We start from the raw sequence: 15,183 nt of genomic DNA, 5'->3' as shown, positions 1-15,183 counted from the left end.
CGGGCCATGCAAGGCGGGCCGCGCAAGGAACGCGCGGCCGTGCTGCTTCCCGCCGTTGGGGCCGGGGCGCTCCGCGCAGGCGCCGCAGCGCGGCTCGGCGCCGCCTCAGCCGCGCAGCCGCGCCGTGTCCATTCCGCGCGCCCAGGCCGCGGGGACGGGCAGGGGCTCGCCGTGCCAGCGCGCGGCCAGCAGTTCGGCGGCAAGGGCTGCGAAGCTCAGGCCGCGCGAGCCCAGCGCGGTGCAGGCCCACAGGCCCGGCCGCGCGGGATCGAGCGGTCCCACCAGCGGGCGCCGGTCGGCCGAGGCGCAGCGCACGCCGGCCCAGTCCCGCACCTCGCCGCGCGCGAAGGCCGGCGCCAGCGCGGCGGCCAGCGGCGCATGCAGGCGCGCCAGGCGTTCGGCGTTGTGGGCGCGGCCCGCGGGGCGCAGGTCGCTGCCGTCGTCGCCGGGTTCGAAGGTGGAGCCGCTGAGCCAGCAGGGCCGGCCCGCGTCGTCGGTCAGGCGCGGCACCAGGTGGCCGTCGCCGTTGAGCGGCACGGCGGGCAGGGCGCGCGCGTCCAGGCCGGCCGGATGCGGCCCCCACGCCAGCTGGCCGCGCACGGGCTGCAGCGGCAGGCCGGGGGCGAGCGCGCGGCCGCTCGCCCCGCCGGCGAGGACCACGCGCTCGGCCTGCGCGCGCACGCGGCCGGCGCCGTCCATCAGCGTGAACACGCCCCCGGCCTCTTCGATGCGCGCGATGGCGGCATCGCCCTCGAAGCGGATGCCGGGCTGCGCGAGCCAGGCCGCGACCAGCCGTGCGGGGCGCACCCAGCCCCCTTGCGCATGCCACAGCGCCGGCGTGCCCGCCGGCAGCGCGGCCGCCTGCAGGGCCGGCGCGTCGGCCACCCACGACAGGTGAGGGGCGCCCGGGCCCCAGCCGGGCGGCAGCCGCAGCGCTTGCGCGCTGGCGCGGCGCTCCAGCACGCCATGGCGCTGCCAGTCCCGGCCCTCGGCCAGCAGGCGCTGCACCTCCTGCCAGGTGGCGCGCGCGCCGGCGCGCGTGAGGCGCGAGAGCAGGGCGTCGTCGGGCGACACATGGGGCGCGAGCACGCCCGCCGGCGCGCCCGAGGCGCCCGTGGCCGGCACCGCGGCCGCATCGAGCACCGTGACCTGCCAGCCGCGCCGCGCCAGGCTGGCCGCCACCGCGGCGCCGGCCAGGCCCGCGCCGACGACGGCACAGCGCGCCGGCGGCCCGGCCTGCTCGTCCAGCGCCTGCTGCACGGCCGGCGCCGCGCGCCGCGGCCAGGCGGGCGCGAACAGGCCGTGCAGGCAGTCGCGCTTGGGCGGCAGGCCGGCTGCGCGCGTGAGCACGAAGCCCAGCGGCACCAGCGCGTCGCGCACCGCCCGCGCATAGGTCCAGGTGGCCAGCCGCGTGCCGGGCCGGGCGAAGCGCGCCACGGCCTTGAGCGTCTCGGGCGACCACATCTGTGGATTCACGCGGGGGCTGAAACCGTCCAGGAAGAGGCTGTCGGCATGGAAGGGCCGGTGGGCGCGCAGCATGGGTTGCACGTCGCCGATGCACAGCGTGAGCAGCACGCGGCCGCCGTCGAAGGCCAGCCGGTGCAAGCCCGGCAGCAGGCCGTGCCATTGCGCCGCCAGCTCCCCGGCCAGCGGCCGCAGTTCGGGATGCGCATCGGCGGCGCGCAGCAGGTCGGCCGGCGCGACGGGGAAGGCCTCGACGGAGACGAAATGCAGCAGGCCCGGGCGCCGTGCGTCGGCGCGCCAGGCCTGCCAGGTGGCCAGGAAGTTCAGGCCCAGGCCGAAGCCGGTTTCCAGCACGCACCACTGCGCAGCGCCGCGCCAGGCGTCGGGCAGGCCGCAGCCGCCCAGGAACACCTGGCGCGCCTGGGCGAGGGCGCCGCTTTCGGTGTGGTAGACGTCGCCGAAGCGTGCGCTGAAAGGCTGGCCGTCGGGGCGCCAGGTGACGGGCTCGGTCATGCGGGCAGCGCAAAGGTGTGAAAAATGGGGCGGGGCATGGGCAGCCTGCGCCGTCAGGGGGGCGCAGGGCGGCTATTCTCGGCGCGGCGCCATGCCGGGGGCGGCCCGGCCGCCGCGCTTCGCCCTTGGCCGCACCATGCCTGCCCGCATGTCCGTGGAGCTTCGCCTGACCATGAGCCCGTCTCTGCCCCTGCTTCGCAATCGCCGCTGGGCTGCCGCCTGCCTGCCATGCCTGGCCATCGCGGCCGCCCTGCTGCTCGGGGCCTGCAGCCTCACCCGGCCGGCCTCGGGCGTGCCGGTGCCTCCGCGGCTCGCGGGCGTGGCCGAGCCGGAGCCGGCCTCGCCGCCTTCCACGCTGGCTTCCGCACCGCCGGGCGGCGCCGACCCTGCCGCGCAGCCCACCAGCGTGCAGGCACTGCTGGCGCGCAGCGACGCGAGCGTGCGCCTGATCGATGCCGGCCAGGCCGCGCAGCTGTGGCCGTGGGCGGCGCCCTTCCTGCAGCAGGCGGGCCAGCGCGAGCGCATCCTCGCGGACATCGCGCAGGCCCGCGCCGCGCTGGGTGCGATCCAGGGCCGCAGCCGCGCGGGCGCGCAGGGCGTGCAGATGGTGCGCTTGGGCACCGAATCGCGCATGCCGCCGCCCGGCGTGTACGCCAACGTGGAATACACGGCGCAGCGGGCGGCGGGCGGCACGGCCGTCGAACGCCTGAGCTTCCGGCAGGAAAGCGACGGCTGGCGCTTCACGGGCTACACGGCGCAGGTGGCGTCGCCGCTGCCGCCGGCTGCCGCCAGCGCCGCGCCTCGCTGACCGAGCCATCGGCCCACCTTCGGCCTCGGCAAGGCATGACCCTTGCGAATGAAGGGTATTTCGCCGGGGCGGCGGTATTCTCGAACTGCTGCCCGTCCACGGGCGGGCGAGGTGCCCTCTGCGGCGTCCGCCGCCTGGGCCGATGCCGATCTCTGCCCGCTGAGGCACTTCTGGAGCGTGAACCGACCATGTCGCCTTACCTGTCCCCCGACGCCGCCCGCCGCCCCAAGCAGGGGCCCGCCTGGCTCGCCGCGGCCGCTGCGCTGGCCTTGAGCGCCTGCTCGACGACCGGCCCCCAGCCGCCTGCCGCGCAGCCGTCGCCCAACGCGGCGGCGGCATCGCCTGCCGCTGCGGCGCAGCCACCGGCGCGACAGCCCGCGCCCCAGCCGGGCGCGCCCCAGCCGGCCCCGCAGGCGCCGCAAGCGGCGGCTCCGAACCCGGCGCTGCAGGCGCTGCTCGCGCGCAGCGATGCCACCTTGCAGCTCATCGAGAGCAACCGCATGGATGAGCTGTGGGCCGCCACGGCGCCTTTCGTCCAGGCCACCAGCCCGCGTGCGCAGTTCCAGGAGGGCGTGCGCCGGGCGCGGGCCGCGTTGGGCACGGTGCAGGGCCGCCAGCGCGGCGGGGTGCAGCCGGTGCAGTTCGGTCCCGACTCGAAGAGTCCGCCGCCGGGCCAGTACGTGAACGTGATGTACGTGGCGCAACTGGCCAGCGGCCAGCGCGTGGCCGAGCGCCTGAGCTTCAGGCAGGAAGGCAACGCCTGGCTCTTCACAGGCTATGGCACCCAGCTGCTGCAGCCCCAGGCGGCCGCTGCGCAGTCGCCGTCGCAGGCCGTGCCGCGCCCGCCCGCGGCCGCCGCCCCGGCCCCCGCCACACGGCGCTGAAAGGGCCCACCAGGCCAGAAACGGCAGCGCGCCCGCAAGGGGCGCGCTCGGGAAGCCGCTCGGAACGGGTGGCGCTTCAGTTCGCCGGCGGCACGTAGCCCTGGGCCGCGTCGGCGCCGTCGCCGAAGAAGTGCTTCTCCATCTGGCGCTTGAGGTATTCGCGCGCGCGCTGGTCGGCCAGGTTCAGGCGGTTCTCGTTGACCAGCATGGTCTGGTGCTTGAGCCAGTCGGCCCAGGCCTGCTTGCTGACGCTTTGCCAGATCCGCTTGCCCAGTTCGCCGGGATAGGGGGGGAAGTCGAGACCTTCGGCCTCGGTGCCGAGCTTGATGCACTGGACCATGCGTGCCATGGGGAAACCTTTTGCTGCAGAAGTGGGGAAGGGCGAAGAGCCGGAGCGCGGGCCGCGCACCGGTCCTTAGCTCATTTGGCTATTTAGAACTGAAAACTCGGTCGTTCCAGATTCGTTATGCGCTACTCAGAATTCAGGTCACTGACCTTATGCACTTCTGAGTAGAAACATGAACTTGCGACGCGACTTTATCAAGCTTTCCCTCGGCACCGGCGCGGCGCTGGCCATGGCCCTGCCCGGGACTGCGGCCTTGGCCCAGGGCTCGCAGGCCAAGGAGCCGGTGACGCTGCTCAACGTGTCCTACGATCCCACGCGCGAGCTGTACGTCGAGTTCAACAAGGCCTTCGCGGCGCACTGGAAGGCCAAGGCCAACCAGGACGTGACCATCAAGCAGTCGCACGGCGGCTCGGGCAAGCAGGCCCGCTCCATCATCGACGGCCTGGAAGCCGACGTGGCCACGCTGGCCCTGGCCGGCGACACCGACGCGCTGGTCAAGAACGGCGGCCTGCTCAAGGCCGACTGGCAGACCAAGCTGCCGCACAACAGCTCGCCCTACACCTCGACCATCGTGTTCCTGGTGAAGAAGGGCAACCCCAAGGGCCTGAAGGACTGGGACGACCTGGTCAAGCCCGGCGTGCAGGTGATCACGCCCAACCCCAAGACCTCGGGCGGCGCCCGCTGGAATTACCTGGCCGCCTGGGAATTCGCCAAGCGCAAGTACGGCGGGGACGCCAAGGCGAAGGAGTTCGTCGGCAACCTCTACAAGAACGTGCCCGTGCTGGACACCGGCGCGCGCGGCTCCACCATCACCTTCGTCCAGCGCGGCGTGGGCGACGTGCTGCTGGCCTGGGAAAACGAAGCCTTCCTGGCGCTGAAGGAGTTCGGCCCCGAGAAGTTCGAGATCGTCGTGCCCTCGATCTCCATCCTGGCCGAGCCGGCGGTGGCCGTGGTCGACAAGGTGGTGGACAAGCGCGGCACCCGCACCGTGGCCGAGGAATACCTGAAGTACTGGTACACCGAGGAAGGCCAGGACATCGCGGGCAAGCATTTCTACCGCCCGGCCGTGTCGGAGAAGGCCAAGGCCAAGTACGCGAACACCTTCCCCAAGCTGACGCTGTTCACCATCGACCAGGGCTTCGGTGGCTGGGCCAAGGCCGACAAGGAGCACTTCGCCGACGGCGGCTCCTTCGACCAGATCTACACGAACAAGCAGAAGTAAGACCGGCTGACTGCACGCCCTTTCTTCGGACGAGGGCGTGCCGCCTCCGGCACTGTTCCCCTGATCCCCGCCTTTCGCGCCCCGCCGACCTCCTCCCATGTCCGTTCTCCTGATTGCCGGCAGCCCCACAGCGCCCTCGCGCTCGACGGCCCTGCTCGACGCCGCCGCCCTGCGCCTGCAGCGTCGCGGCCTCGCGGTGCAGCGGCTGGTGGTGCGCGAGCTGCCGGCCCAGGCACTGTTGCACGCCGACTTCGGCAATGCCCAGGTGCAGGAGGCGATCCATTCGGTGGCTGCGGCGCAGGTCGTGATCGTGGCCACGCCGGTCTACAAGGCGGCCTACAGCGGCCTGCTCAAGACCTTTCTCGATCTGCTGCCGCAGGCCGCCTTCAAGGGCAAGACGGTGCTGCCGCTGGCCACCGGCGGCAGCCCCCATCACATGCTGGCGCTCGACTATGCGCTGCGCCCCGTGTTGGGCGCGCTCGGCGCCGGCCACATCCTGCCGGGCGTGTACGCCAGCGATGCCCAGGTCACGCTGACGCCCGAAGGCGCCTACCAGCTGCAGGTCGACATTGCCGACCGGCTGGCCGAGGCGGTCGACACGCTGCTCGCCGAAGCCTTGCCGTCCGCCTCCTGCAGCGGTTTCGAACCTGTTCACTTCTCGCGGGTGCGATGTAGCGTCTAACGCCGCGGTGCGATGTAGCGCCTGACGCCGCTTCGCCACCGTCCTTTCCTTCCAGCCGCAGATGTCCCTGACCCGCCCGATGGCGGGATGGGCCGCGCTTGGCCCGGAGAACCCGAACACGCACACAAGAGAGAGAAATTCACATGCCCCCGAGCTTCACCGATCCGATTCCTTCCGCCCCGCGCCCGGCCTGGCTGCGCGTCGCCGACCTGCTGATCGCCGTGCTGCTGGTGCTGGCGATCGCGCTGGTCACTTCCTTCCTCGGTGCCACCACGGCCCAGGCCCAGCAGGGTCCGCAGGAACTGCGCATCGGCTACCAGAAGTCGGCCAGCCTCTTCGTGCTGCAGAAGGCCCAGGGCACGCTGGAAAGGAAGCTCGCGCCGCTGGGCACCCGCGTGAAGTGGGTGGAATTCCCGGCCGGCCCGCAGCTGCTGGAAGGGTTGAACGTGGGCGCGGTCGACGTCGGCTATGTGGGCGAGGCGCCACCCATCTTCGCCCAGGCGGCGGGCGCCCGCTTCGCCTACATCGGCTTCGACCCGGCCGCGCCGCGCGCCGAGGCCATCCTGGTGACCGCCGATTCGCCGATCCGGAGCGTGGCCGAGCTCAAGGGCAGGAAGGTCGCGCTCAACAAGGGCAGCAACGTGCACTACCTGCTGGTCAAGCAGCTGGAAAAGCACGGCCTGAAGTTCAGCGACATCCAGCCCGTGTACCTGGCCCCGGCCGACGGCCGCGCCGCCTTCGAAAGCAAGCGCGTGGACGCCTGGGTGATCTGGGACCCGTTCCAGGCCGCTGCCGAGAAGGCCGTGAACGCGCGCGTGCTGGCGGACGGGACACAGGGCACCGCGGCCCCCGGCACACCGCACGTGGTCAACAACTACCAGTTCTACCTGGCCGAGCGCGGCTACGCCCAGAAGCACCCGAAGGTGATCCAGGCGCTGTTCGAGGACTCGGTGGAACAGGGCATCTGGCTCAAGAAGAACCTGCGCCAGGCGGCCGAAGTGATCGCGCCGCTGCAGGGCCTGCCGGTGGACGTGGTCGAGCTCGCGCTGCGCCGCTACGAATTCAACGTCAAGCCCATCACGCCCGAGGTGGCCCGGGGCCAGCAGGAGATCGCCGACACCTTCCATGCGCTGGGCCTCATTCCCAAGCCCATCCGCGTGAGCGACGCCGTGCTGTCCTCCCAGCCCTGAGTGCAACCCACCGCCTTCTCTTTTCAGATTTCGATCCCGTGACCATGAACAACCCCATCGCTGTCTCCCGCCGCCGCCTGCTGCAGGGCGCGGCCCTCGCCACCACGGCCGCCACCGCCGGTCTGGCCGGCTTCCCCGCCATCGCCCAGGGCGCCAGGCGCGAACTGCGCATCGGCCACCAGAAGGGCTACCTGAGCCTGCTCAAGGGCCGCGGCACGCTGGAACAACGCCTGGCGCCGCTGGGCGTGGGCGTGAAGTGGACCGAGTTCACGGCCGGCCCGGTGCAGCTGGAAGCGCTGAACGTCGGCTCCATCGACTTCGGCGACGTGGGCGAAGCGCCGCCCATCTTTGCGCAGGCCGCCGGCGCGCCGCTGGCCTATGTGGGCGCGACCGTGCCGCGCCCGGCGTCCGAGGCCGTGCTGGTGCCGAAGAACTCGGCCATCAGGACCGTGGCCGACCTGAAGGGCAAGCGCATCGCGCTCAACAAGGGCAGCAACGTCCATTACTTCATCGTCAAGCTGGCCGAAAAGCACGGCCTGGCCTATGCCGACCTGAGCCTGGTCTACCTGCCGCCGGCCGATGCCCGCGCGGCCTTCGAGAAGGGCTCCATCGACGCCTGGGTGATCTGGGACCCGTTCCTCGCCGCCGCCGAAGTGGGCCTGGGCGGGCGCGTGCTGGCCGACGCCACGGGCGTGGTGGGCAACCGCGCGTACTACTTCTCGTCGCTGGACTACGCGGGCCGGAACACGGACGTCACCCGCATCCTGGTCGAGGAAATCAACAGGATCGACCAGTGGGGCCAGGCCAACCGCGAGGCGCTGGCCAGCGAACTGTCTGCGCTGTGGGGCATTCCGAAGCCGGTGGTCGATGTGTCGACGAAGCGCACGCAGTTCGGCACGGGCCCGATCACCAAGGCCATCCTGGCCGAGCAGCAGCAGATCGCGGACACCTTCTTCGCGCTCAAGCTGATCCCGAAGAAGATCAACGTGCTCGAGGCCGCGGCCCCGGGCCTGGCCTGAGCGGAAGGGGGGATGCGATGACCGCCCAAGTTCCTTCGAGGCCCCTGCGCCACGCGCTGTCGCAGCAGGCCCTGCGCGTGATCGGCGTGACGGCCGTGGCCTGGGGCGTGCAGTTGCCGTCGGCGCATGCCATTGCGCGCCGCGCCCCGCATGGCCACGTGCCGCTGCGCACGCTGCGCAGATTGCGCGCTGCCGTGCGCCTGATCCACCCCGCGCCCGTGCTGGCGCATTCCTGGTGAAGGGGCGCGCACCATGAGCGTTCAGGTGTTCTGGTTCCTGCCCACGCACGGCGACAGCCGCTACCTGGGCAGCGGTGAAGGCGCGCGCACGGTGGACCTGGCCTACCTGCAGCAGGTGGCCGGCGCGGCCGACCGGCTGGGCTACGAAGGCGTGCTCATTCCCACGGGCCGCTCCTGCGAGGACCCGTGGGTCATCGCCTCCAGCCTGATCGGCGCCACGCAGAAGCTCAAGTTCCTGGTCGCGGTGCGGCCCGGCCTGCACCAGCCCGCGCTGGCCGCGCGCATGGCCGCCACCTTCGACCGCCTGTCGCAGGGCCGCCTGCTGGTCAACCTGGTCACGGGCGGCGACCGTGCGGAACTGGAAGGCGACGGCGTCTTCCTCGACCACGCGGCGCGCTACGAACAGTCGGCCGAGTTCATCCGCATCTGGCGCGAGATCCTCGCGCGCAGCCATGATGGGCAGCCTTTCGATTACGACGGCCGGCACCTGCAGGTGAAGGGCGCCAGGCTGCTGTACCCGCCGGTGCAGCGGCCACATCCGCCCGTGTGGTTCGGCGGCTCGTCCGAAGCCGCACACGGCCTGGCGGCCGAGCAGGTGGAGCGCTACCTGAGCTGGGGCGAGACCCCGGCCGAAGTGGCCAAGAAGATCGCCGACGTGCGTGCAAGAGCGGAAAGCAAGGGCCGCCGCGTGGCCTTCGGCATCCGCCTGCACGTGATCGTGCGCGAGACCGAGGACGAGGCCTGGCGCGCCGCCGAATCGCTGATCAGCCGCGTCGACGACGCCACCGTGATCCGCGCGCAGCAGGCCTTCGCGCGCATGGACTCGGAAGGGCAGCGGCGCATGGCCGCGCTGCACAGGCAGGGTGCCAACCGCAGCCGCGAGGCGCTGGAGATCAGCCCCAACCTCTGGGCCGGCGTGGGCCTGGTGCGCGGCGGGGCCGGCACCGCCCTGGTCGGCAGCCCCGAGCAGGTGGCGGCGCGCATCGAGGAGTACGCAGCCCTGGGCATCGACGCCTTCATCCTCTCGGGCTATCCGCACCTCGAGGAAGCCTACCGCTTCGCGGAACTGGTGTTTCCGCGGCTGCCGCGCGCCGTGCAGCAGCAGCTCAGCCCCAGCCGCGTCACCGGCCCCTTCGGGGAGGCGATCGCGAATGTCGACGTGCCCACGCGGCTGCGCGCGCAAAGCTGAGCCCATGGGCCAGCCGCAGCTTGATTGACGAACCCTCCCTTCCGAACCGCATGACCGAACAAGTCCAATCCCTGCAGCCACCGTTGCCCGCGGCCGCGCCCGCGACCCCGGCCGTCCTTGCGCCGCTGGCGCGGCAGGTGCTGCGCCGCGCCGTGCCTTGGCTGGTGCCGGTGGGCCTGATCGTGGCGTGGCAGATCGCCTCGTCGCTGGGCTGGCTGTCCACGCGCGTGCTGCCGGCGCCCGTCGATGTGGTGAAGGCCGCCTGGGCGCTCACGATCTCGGGCGAGCTGTGGACGCACGTCAAGGTCAGCGCCGGCCGCGCGCTGGTGGGCCTGGCCATCGGCGGCGGCCTGGGCCTGGCGCTGGGCCTGCTCACGGGGTCGGTGCGTTTCTTCGAGACCCTGCTCGATTCCACCATCCAGATGGTGCGCAACATCCCGGCGCTGGCGCTGATCCCGCTGGTGATCCTGTGGTTCGGCATCGACGAGTCGGCCAAGCTCTTCCTGATCGCGGTGTCGGTGTTCTTCCCGATCTACCTGAACACCTTCCACGGCATCCGCAACGTGGACCCGCAGCTCATCGAGATGGGCCGCACCTACGGCCTCACGCGCTGGCAGCTCTACAAGGACGTGATCCTGCCCGGCGCGCTGTCCTCCATCCTGGTCGGCCTGCGCTTCTCGCTGGGCCTGATGTGGGTGATCCTGATCGTGGCCGAGACCATCTCGGCGCAGTCGGGCATCGGCTACCTGACCATGAACGCCCGCGAGTTCCTGCAGACCGACGTGGTGCTGGTGGGCATCCTGCTGTACGCGCTGCTGGGCAAGCTGGCAGACGTGTTCGCTCGTGCGCTGGAGCGGGGCTGGCTGCGCTGGCACCCGGGCTACGCGAAATGACAAGGAGTTGCGCATGAATACCTGGGGTTCCCCGCTCGGCCCGGCCGGCGTGAAGCTGGAAGCGCGTGGCCTGTCCAAGCGCTACGGCGAGCGCGAGGTGCTGCGCGACACGCAGCTGTCCGTGGCGCCCGGCGAGTTCATCGCCATCGTGGGCCGCAGCGGCTGCGGCAAGAGCACGCTGCTGCGCCTGGTCGCGGGCCTGGAAGCGGCCAGCGACGGCGCGCTCTACACCGATGGCCACCGGGTCGACGGCCTGCACGGCGACACGCGCATCATGTTCCAGGAAGCGCGCCTGTTGCCCTGGCGCCGTGTGCTCGACAACGTGACCTTGGGCCTCGCCGCCGAATCGCGTCCGCGCGGCCGCGAGGTGCTGGCCCAGGTGGGCCTGGCCGAGCGCGAGAACGAATGGCCGGCGCGCCTGTCGGGCGGCCAGCGCCAGCGCGTGGCCCTGGCGCGCGCGCTGGTGCACCACCCGCGCCTGCTGCTGCTCGACGAGCCGCTGGGCGCGCTGGACGCACTCACGCGCATCGAGATGCACCGCCTGATCGAAGGGCTGTGGCAGCGGCACCGCTTCACGGCGCTGCTGGTCACGCACGACGTGCAGGAAGCCGTGGCGCTGGCCGACCGCGTGATCCTGATCGAAGACGGCCGCATCGCGCTCGACGAGCGCATCGACCTGCCGCGCCCGCGCCAGCAGGGCGACGCCGCCTTCGCCGCCATCGAGAAACGTATCCTCGACCGCGTGCTGCAGAAAGCGCCGACCGAGGACGCCGATGCCGCCAACGAGAGCCGCTGGCTCTCACGCCCGGCGCACGCGCTGCGCTGGGCGGTGTGACCCCCCCTTGTTGAGAGACTCACCATGCCCCAGAACGCCGATTGGAAATTCGAGACCAAGTCCGTGCATGCCGGCTATTCGCCGGACCCGACCACGCGCGCCGTGGTGCCGCCCATCTACCAGACAGCCGCGTATGCCTTCGACTCGGCCCAGCACGGCGCCGACCTGTTCGACCTCAAGGTGCCCGGCAACATCTACACCCGGATCATGAATCCGACCCATGATGTGCTGGAGCAGCGCGTCGCGGCCCTCGAAGGCGGCATCGGCGCGCTGGCCCTGGCCTCGGGCCAGGCGGCCGTCGCCTATTCGATCCAGACCATCGCCGAGGCGGGCGACAACATCGTGGCCAGCACGGCGCTCTATGGCGGCACGTACAACCTGCTGGCCCACACCTTGCCGCTGTCGGGCATCACCACGCGCTTCGCGGACCACCGCGATCCGGCCAGCTTCGGGGCCTTGATCGACGAGCGCACCAAGGCCGTGTTCGTGGAATCCGTGGGCAACCCGGCCGGCAACATCACCGACATCGCGGCCATCGCCGCCATCGCGCACCAGCACGGCGTGCCGCTGATCGTGGACAACACGGTGCCGTCCCCGTATCTGCTGCGCCCCATCGAACACGGGGCCGACATCGTGGTGCATTCGCTCACCAAGTACCTGGGCGGGCACGGCAACAGCATCGGCGGCGCCATCGTCGATTCGGGCAAGTTCCCGTGGGCGCAGCACAAGCAGCGCTTCAAGCGCCTGAACGAGCCCGACGTGAGCTACCACGGCGTGGTCTACACCGAGGCCCTGGGCCCGGCCGCCTACATCGGCCGCGCGCGCGTGGTGCCGCTGCGCAACACGGGCGCCGCGCTGTCGCCCTTCAACGCCTTCCTCATCCTGCAGGGCATCGAGACGCTGGCGCTGCGCATGGACCGCATCAGCGAGAACACGCTGGCCATCGCCCGGCACCTGAAGGCCCACCCGGCCGTCAAGTGGGTCAACTACGCCGGGCTGGAAGACCATGCCGAGCATGCGCTGGCGCAGAAGTACCTCCAGGGCAGGGCCAGCGGCGTCTTGACCTTCGGCATCCACGGCGGCCGCGCCGGCGGCGCCCGGTTCCTGGACGCGCTGCAGCTGTTCACGCGCCTCGTGAACATCGGCGACGTGCGCTCGCTGGCCACGCACCCGGCCTCGACCACGCACCGTCAGCTCTCGCCCGAAGAGCTGGTCAGGGCCGGCGTAAGCGAAGAGACCGTGCGCCTGTCCGTGGGCATCGAGCACATCGACGACCTCAAGGCCGACCTCGACCAGGCGCTGGTCGCTGCCCGGTGACGCGGCGGCGCGGGCCCCCGGCAGCGTGAGGGGCCCGGCCTTCGTTCCTCCCAGTTTTCCAACCCAGGAGTTTCCTGCCATGTCCATCCAAGCCATCAACGTCCGCAACCAGTTCAAGGGCAAGGTCCGCGAGATCATCCGCGGCGACGTCGTCTCCGAAGTCGACGTCGAAACGCCCTGGGGCATTGTCACCTCGGTCATCACCACGCGCTCGGTCGACGAACTGCAGCTCAAGATCGGCTCCGACGTGGTCGCGCTGGTGAAGTCCACGGAAGTCTCGATCGCGAAGCTGTAAGCCCGCGCAGCGATCTCCGACCTAACAGGCCGTTGAAAAATCCCCTGCGAGCGTCCGCGTCGGCCGCTACGATCTGAAGCCATCCCGGAACAACTGCGACAAGAAAGATGAGAGGCAACCAAGACTTCCAGGGGGCGATGTTTAGCTACATCAGCCTTGAAGAAAGAGTGCCAGCGGCACACCCGCTGCGCAAGTTGCGCGCCGTGGTGGATGCGCTGCTGTCGAGCATGAACAGCGAGTTCGAAGCGGTGTACGCCCGCCGTGGCCGCCCCTCGGTGCCGCCGGAGATGCTGCTCAAGGCCTTGCTGCTGCAAATCCTGTTCTCCATCCGCAGCGAACGCCAGCTGGTCGAGGCGGTCAACTACAACCTGCTGTACCGCTGGTTCGTGGGCCTGAACATTGAAGACAAGGTCTGGGACCACTCCACCTTCAGCGCCAACCGCGAACGCCTCTTCAACGAAGACCTGGCGCGCGCCTTCTTCGAGCGCGTCAAGCTCAGCGCCCAGTGGGGCCGGCTTGCCAGCGACGAACACTTCAGCGTGGACGGCACGCTGATTGAGGCCTGGGCCTCGCACAAGAGTTTCAAACGCAAAGACGACGACAGCGGCACGCCACCCGGACGCAACCCCGAGGTGAACTTCAAAGGGCAGGAGCGCTGCAACGACACCCACGCCAGCACCACCGATGCCGATGCCCGGCTGTTCAAGAAGAGCGCGGGCGACAAATCTCGCCTGTGCCACATGGGGCACATCCTCATGGAGAACCGCAACGGGCTGATCGTGGATGTGGAGATCACACATGCCAGTGGCACCGCCGAGCGCGAGGCGGCGCTGGCGATGCTCAAACGCCGGGGAAACAAGAACAAGCGGGCCACGGTCGGGGCCGACAAAGGTTACGACAGCCAGGCCTTCATCAAGGGCTGCCGAAAGCTCAAAGTCACGCCACACGTGGCGGCCAAGGACAAGCACTCGGCGGTCGATGGCCGCATCCGGCGCCACGAGGGCTACAAGACCAGCCTCAAAGTGCGCAAGCGCATCGAGGAGGCCTTTGGCTGGATCAAGACAGTGGGTGGTCTGGCCAAGACCAAATTGATCGGTCAGGCCAAGCTCGCGGGCCAGGCGCTGCTGTGCTTTGCCACCTACAACCTGGTGCGCATGGGCAGTCTGGGCGGCTGGTGGGACGCGCATCATGCGTGAACCATGGGATACGTGCGCCCGGAACGGGCAAAACGGCCTGCAAACAGGCCGAAATGGCCGCTCCAATCGCTGCGCAGGCCAGTTTGGGCGATCCGTTTCTTCGAAATCCACGACCCTGGCGCGTTCGATGAGCATTTTTTCAACGGCCTGCTAAGGCATGCGGGCGATACTTCGCCGCATGCCTTTATTCCTGGGCCGCGCACCGGCGGCGGCGTTCATTCCCTTCCTGTCCGTGCTGGGCGCCGTCACGGCCCTGGGCCTGGGCACCTCCTGGGCCAAGCAGGCGCTGTTTCCGGCCGTGGGTGCGCAGGGCACCACGGCCTTGCGCGTGGGCCTGTCGGCTCTGTTGCTGCTGCTGATCTGGCGGCCGTGGCGCCGGCCCCTGGAAGCGGGCGACTGGCGCTCGGTCCTGCTCTACGGCAGCACGCTGGGGCTGATGAACCTGAGCTTCTACATGGCGCTGCGCACCATCCCTTTCGGCCTGGCCGTGGCCATCGAGTTCGCGGGGCCGCTCACGGTGGCGGTGCTGTCCTCGCGGCGTGCGCTCGATTTCGTCTGGGTGGCGCTGGCGGCGGCGGGCCTGTCGCTGCTGCTGCCGGTGGGCCTGGGCGGCAGCGCCCTCGACCCCGTGGGCGTGCTGTGGGCACTGGCCGCCGCCACCTGCTGGGGCCTGTACATCGTGTTCGGCAAACGGCTGGGCCACCTGCACGCGGGCCAGTCGGTGGCGCTGGGCCTGAGCGTGGCCGCGCTGGTGGTGCTGCCGGTGGGCGTCTGGCATGCGGGCACGGCGCTGCTGTCGCCCGGTGTGCTGCTGGCCGGTCTGGGCGTGGCAGCCATTTCCAGCGCCATTCCGATCTCGCTCGAGATGGTGGCGCTCAAACGGCTGCCCAAGCAGGCCTTCGGCATCATGATCAGCATGGAGCCGGCGGTGGCGGCGCTGCTGGCGCTGGTGCTGCTCGGCGAGCGGTTGAGCTTCTCGCAATGGCTGGCCATCGGCCTGGTGATGGGGGCCTCGGTCGGTTGCGCAGCCGGCACGCGGCGCCGGCCGGTGGCGGCTCAGGGCGTCGCCGCCTGAGCCGCCCGAGCGCGCT

At 70.8% G+C, this 15,183-nt stretch carries 16 protein-coding genes; 14 read left to right on the top strand and 2 right to left on the bottom strand.

Features of this window, described 5'->3' with window-relative positions; genetic code table 11:
- Window positions 1-105: 105 nt before the first annotated feature.
- Window positions 106-1,977, bottom strand: coding sequence for an FAD-dependent 5-carboxymethylaminomethyl-2-thiouridine(34) oxidoreductase MnmC (mnmC, locus tag LG388_RS13410; RefSeq protein WP_225783222.1), 1,872 nt, complete (start codon window positions 1,975-1,977; stop codon window positions 106-108).
- Window positions 1,978-2,149: 172 nt separating this feature from the next.
- Here mnmC and LG388_RS13405 point away from each other — a divergent pair, with 172 nt between their 5' ends.
- A complete protein-coding gene (locus LG388_RS13405) occupies window positions 2,150-2,785 on the top strand; it encodes a DUF4019 domain-containing protein (RefSeq protein ID WP_225783221.1) in 636 nt (211 codons plus the stop codon).
- Window positions 2,786-2,973: 188 nt separating this feature from the next.
- Complete coding sequence (locus LG388_RS13400; protein ID WP_225783220.1) at window positions 2,974-3,669, top strand: DUF4019 domain-containing protein; 696 nt, start codon at window positions 2,974-2,976, stop codon at window positions 3,667-3,669.
- Between the two features lie 76 nt (window positions 3,670-3,745).
- Here the strand turns inward: LG388_RS13400 and LG388_RS13395 are convergent, their stop codons facing one another.
- Window positions 3,746-4,018 (bottom strand): oxidative damage protection protein, encoded by a 273-nt coding sequence (locus LG388_RS13395; protein WP_225783219.1) that lies wholly within the window; start codon window positions 4,016-4,018, stop codon window positions 3,746-3,748.
- A 169-nt stretch (window positions 4,019-4,187) separates the two neighbouring features.
- Here LG388_RS13395 and LG388_RS13390 point away from each other — a divergent pair, with 169 nt between their 5' ends.
- From LG388_RS13390 to LG388_RS13335, 12 genes are all read left to right on the top strand, one after another.
- Window positions 4,188-5,237: a sulfate ABC transporter substrate-binding protein gene (locus LG388_RS13390; protein ID WP_304956848.1), complete on the top strand. Its 1,050-nt coding sequence runs from the start codon at window positions 4,188-4,190 to the stop codon at window positions 5,235-5,237.
- 97 nt (window positions 5,238-5,334) lie between these two features.
- Window positions 5,335-5,919 carry an NADPH-dependent FMN reductase gene (gene ssuE, locus LG388_RS13385; protein ID WP_225783218.1) on the top strand — a complete coding sequence of 195 codons (585 nt, stop codon included), beginning with the start codon at window positions 5,335-5,337 and terminating at the stop codon, window positions 5,917-5,919.
- A gap of 143 nt (window positions 5,920-6,062) precedes the next feature.
- Window positions 6,063-7,109, top strand: coding sequence for a sulfonate ABC transporter substrate-binding protein (locus LG388_RS13380; protein WP_225783217.1), 1,047 nt, complete (start codon window positions 6,063-6,065; stop codon window positions 7,107-7,109).
- A 44-nt stretch (window positions 7,110-7,153) separates the two neighbouring features.
- Window positions 7,154-8,128: a sulfonate ABC transporter substrate-binding protein gene (locus tag LG388_RS13375; RefSeq protein WP_225783216.1), complete on the top strand. Its 975-nt coding sequence runs from the start codon at window positions 7,154-7,156 to the stop codon at window positions 8,126-8,128.
- A 17-nt stretch (window positions 8,129-8,145) separates the two neighbouring features.
- Window positions 8,146-8,367 (top strand): hypothetical protein, encoded by a 222-nt coding sequence (locus tag LG388_RS13370; protein WP_225783215.1) that lies wholly within the window; start codon window positions 8,146-8,148, stop codon window positions 8,365-8,367.
- 13 nt (window positions 8,368-8,380) lie between these two features.
- The gene (gene ssuD / locus LG388_RS13365) at window positions 8,381-9,556 is read left to right on the top strand and encodes an FMNH2-dependent alkanesulfonate monooxygenase (RefSeq protein WP_225783214.1); all 1,176 of its coding nucleotides are present in this window, start codon (window positions 8,381-8,383) and stop codon (window positions 9,554-9,556) included.
- Between the two features lie 50 nt (window positions 9,557-9,606).
- A complete protein-coding gene (ssuC, locus tag LG388_RS13360) occupies window positions 9,607-10,449 on the top strand; it encodes an aliphatic sulfonate ABC transporter permease SsuC (RefSeq protein ID WP_225783213.1) in 843 nt (280 codons plus the stop codon).
- Window positions 10,450-10,462: 13 nt separating this feature from the next.
- Window positions 10,463-11,284, top strand: a complete 822-nt coding sequence (locus LG388_RS13355) for an ATP-binding cassette domain-containing protein (RefSeq protein ID WP_225783212.1) — start codon at window positions 10,463-10,465, stop codon at window positions 11,282-11,284.
- Window positions 11,285-11,308: 24 nt separating this feature from the next.
- Window positions 11,309-12,601 carry an O-acetylhomoserine aminocarboxypropyltransferase/cysteine synthase family protein gene (locus LG388_RS13350; RefSeq protein WP_225783211.1) on the top strand — a complete coding sequence of 431 codons (1,293 nt, stop codon included), beginning with the start codon at window positions 11,309-11,311 and terminating at the stop codon, window positions 12,599-12,601.
- 79 nt (window positions 12,602-12,680) lie between these two features.
- Window positions 12,681-12,896, top strand: a complete 216-nt coding sequence (locus LG388_RS13345; RefSeq protein WP_038216298.1) for a molybdopterin-binding protein — start codon at window positions 12,681-12,683, stop codon at window positions 12,894-12,896.
- Between the two features lie 107 nt (window positions 12,897-13,003).
- Window positions 13,004-14,092, top strand: a complete 1,089-nt coding sequence (locus tag LG388_RS13340) for an IS5-like element ISCte5 family transposase (protein ID WP_225781276.1) — start codon at window positions 13,004-13,006, stop codon at window positions 14,090-14,092.
- A 178-nt stretch (window positions 14,093-14,270) separates the two neighbouring features.
- Window positions 14,271-15,167 (top strand): DMT family transporter, encoded by an 897-nt coding sequence (locus LG388_RS13335; RefSeq protein ID WP_225783210.1) that lies wholly within the window; start codon window positions 14,271-14,273, stop codon window positions 15,165-15,167.
- The last annotated feature ends 16 nt before the right edge of the window (window positions 15,168-15,183 follow it).

It is taken from the genome of Xenophilus sp. Marseille-Q4582 (assembly GCF_916700565.1).
Taxonomy (GTDB): Bacteria; Pseudomonadota; Gammaproteobacteria; order Burkholderiales; family Burkholderiaceae_C; genus Xenophilus.
Note: the sequence above shows the minus strand (reverse complement) of the source record. Positions and strands in the feature narration are given on the sequence as shown.

Bases quoted from the DNA above. Each gene is read 5' to 3' on its own strand.
- mnmC (WP_225783222.1), bottom strand. From the start codon at position 1,977: ATGACCGAGCCCGTCACCTGGCGCCCCGACGGCCAGCCTTTCAGCGCA.
- LG388_RS13405 (WP_225783221.1), top strand. From the start codon at position 2,150: ATGAGCCCGTCTCTGCCCCTGCTTCGCAATCGCCGCTGGGCTGCCGCC.
- LG388_RS13400 (WP_225783220.1), top strand. From the start codon at position 2,974: ATGTCGCCTTACCTGTCCCCCGACGCCGCCCGCCGCCCCAAGCAGGGG.
- LG388_RS13395 (WP_225783219.1), bottom strand. From the start codon at position 4,018: ATGGCACGCATGGTCCAGTGCATCAAGCTCGGCACCGAGGCCGAAGGT.
- LG388_RS13390 (WP_304956848.1), top strand. From the start codon at position 4,188: ATGAACTTGCGACGCGACTTTATCAAGCTTTCCCTCGGCACCGGCGCG.
- ssuE (WP_225783218.1), top strand. From the start codon at position 5,335: ATGTCCGTTCTCCTGATTGCCGGCAGCCCCACAGCGCCCTCGCGCTCG.
- LG388_RS13380 (WP_225783217.1), top strand. From the start codon at position 6,063: ATGCCCCCGAGCTTCACCGATCCGATTCCTTCCGCCCCGCGCCCGGCC.
- LG388_RS13375 (WP_225783216.1), top strand. From the start codon at position 7,154: ATGAACAACCCCATCGCTGTCTCCCGCCGCCGCCTGCTGCAGGGCGCG.
- LG388_RS13370 (WP_225783215.1), top strand. From the start codon at position 8,146: ATGACCGCCCAAGTTCCTTCGAGGCCCCTGCGCCACGCGCTGTCGCAG.
- ssuD (WP_225783214.1), top strand. From the start codon at position 8,381: ATGAGCGTTCAGGTGTTCTGGTTCCTGCCCACGCACGGCGACAGCCGC.
- ssuC (WP_225783213.1), top strand. From the start codon at position 9,607: ATGACCGAACAAGTCCAATCCCTGCAGCCACCGTTGCCCGCGGCCGCG.
- LG388_RS13355 (WP_225783212.1), top strand. From the start codon at position 10,463: ATGAATACCTGGGGTTCCCCGCTCGGCCCGGCCGGCGTGAAGCTGGAA.
- LG388_RS13350 (WP_225783211.1), top strand. From the start codon at position 11,309: ATGCCCCAGAACGCCGATTGGAAATTCGAGACCAAGTCCGTGCATGCC.
- LG388_RS13345 (WP_038216298.1), top strand. From the start codon at position 12,681: ATGTCCATCCAAGCCATCAACGTCCGCAACCAGTTCAAGGGCAAGGTC.
- LG388_RS13340 (WP_225781276.1), top strand. From the start codon at position 13,004: ATGAGAGGCAACCAAGACTTCCAGGGGGCGATGTTTAGCTACATCAGC.
- LG388_RS13335 (WP_225783210.1), top strand. From the start codon at position 14,271: ATGCCTTTATTCCTGGGCCGCGCACCGGCGGCGGCGTTCATTCCCTTC.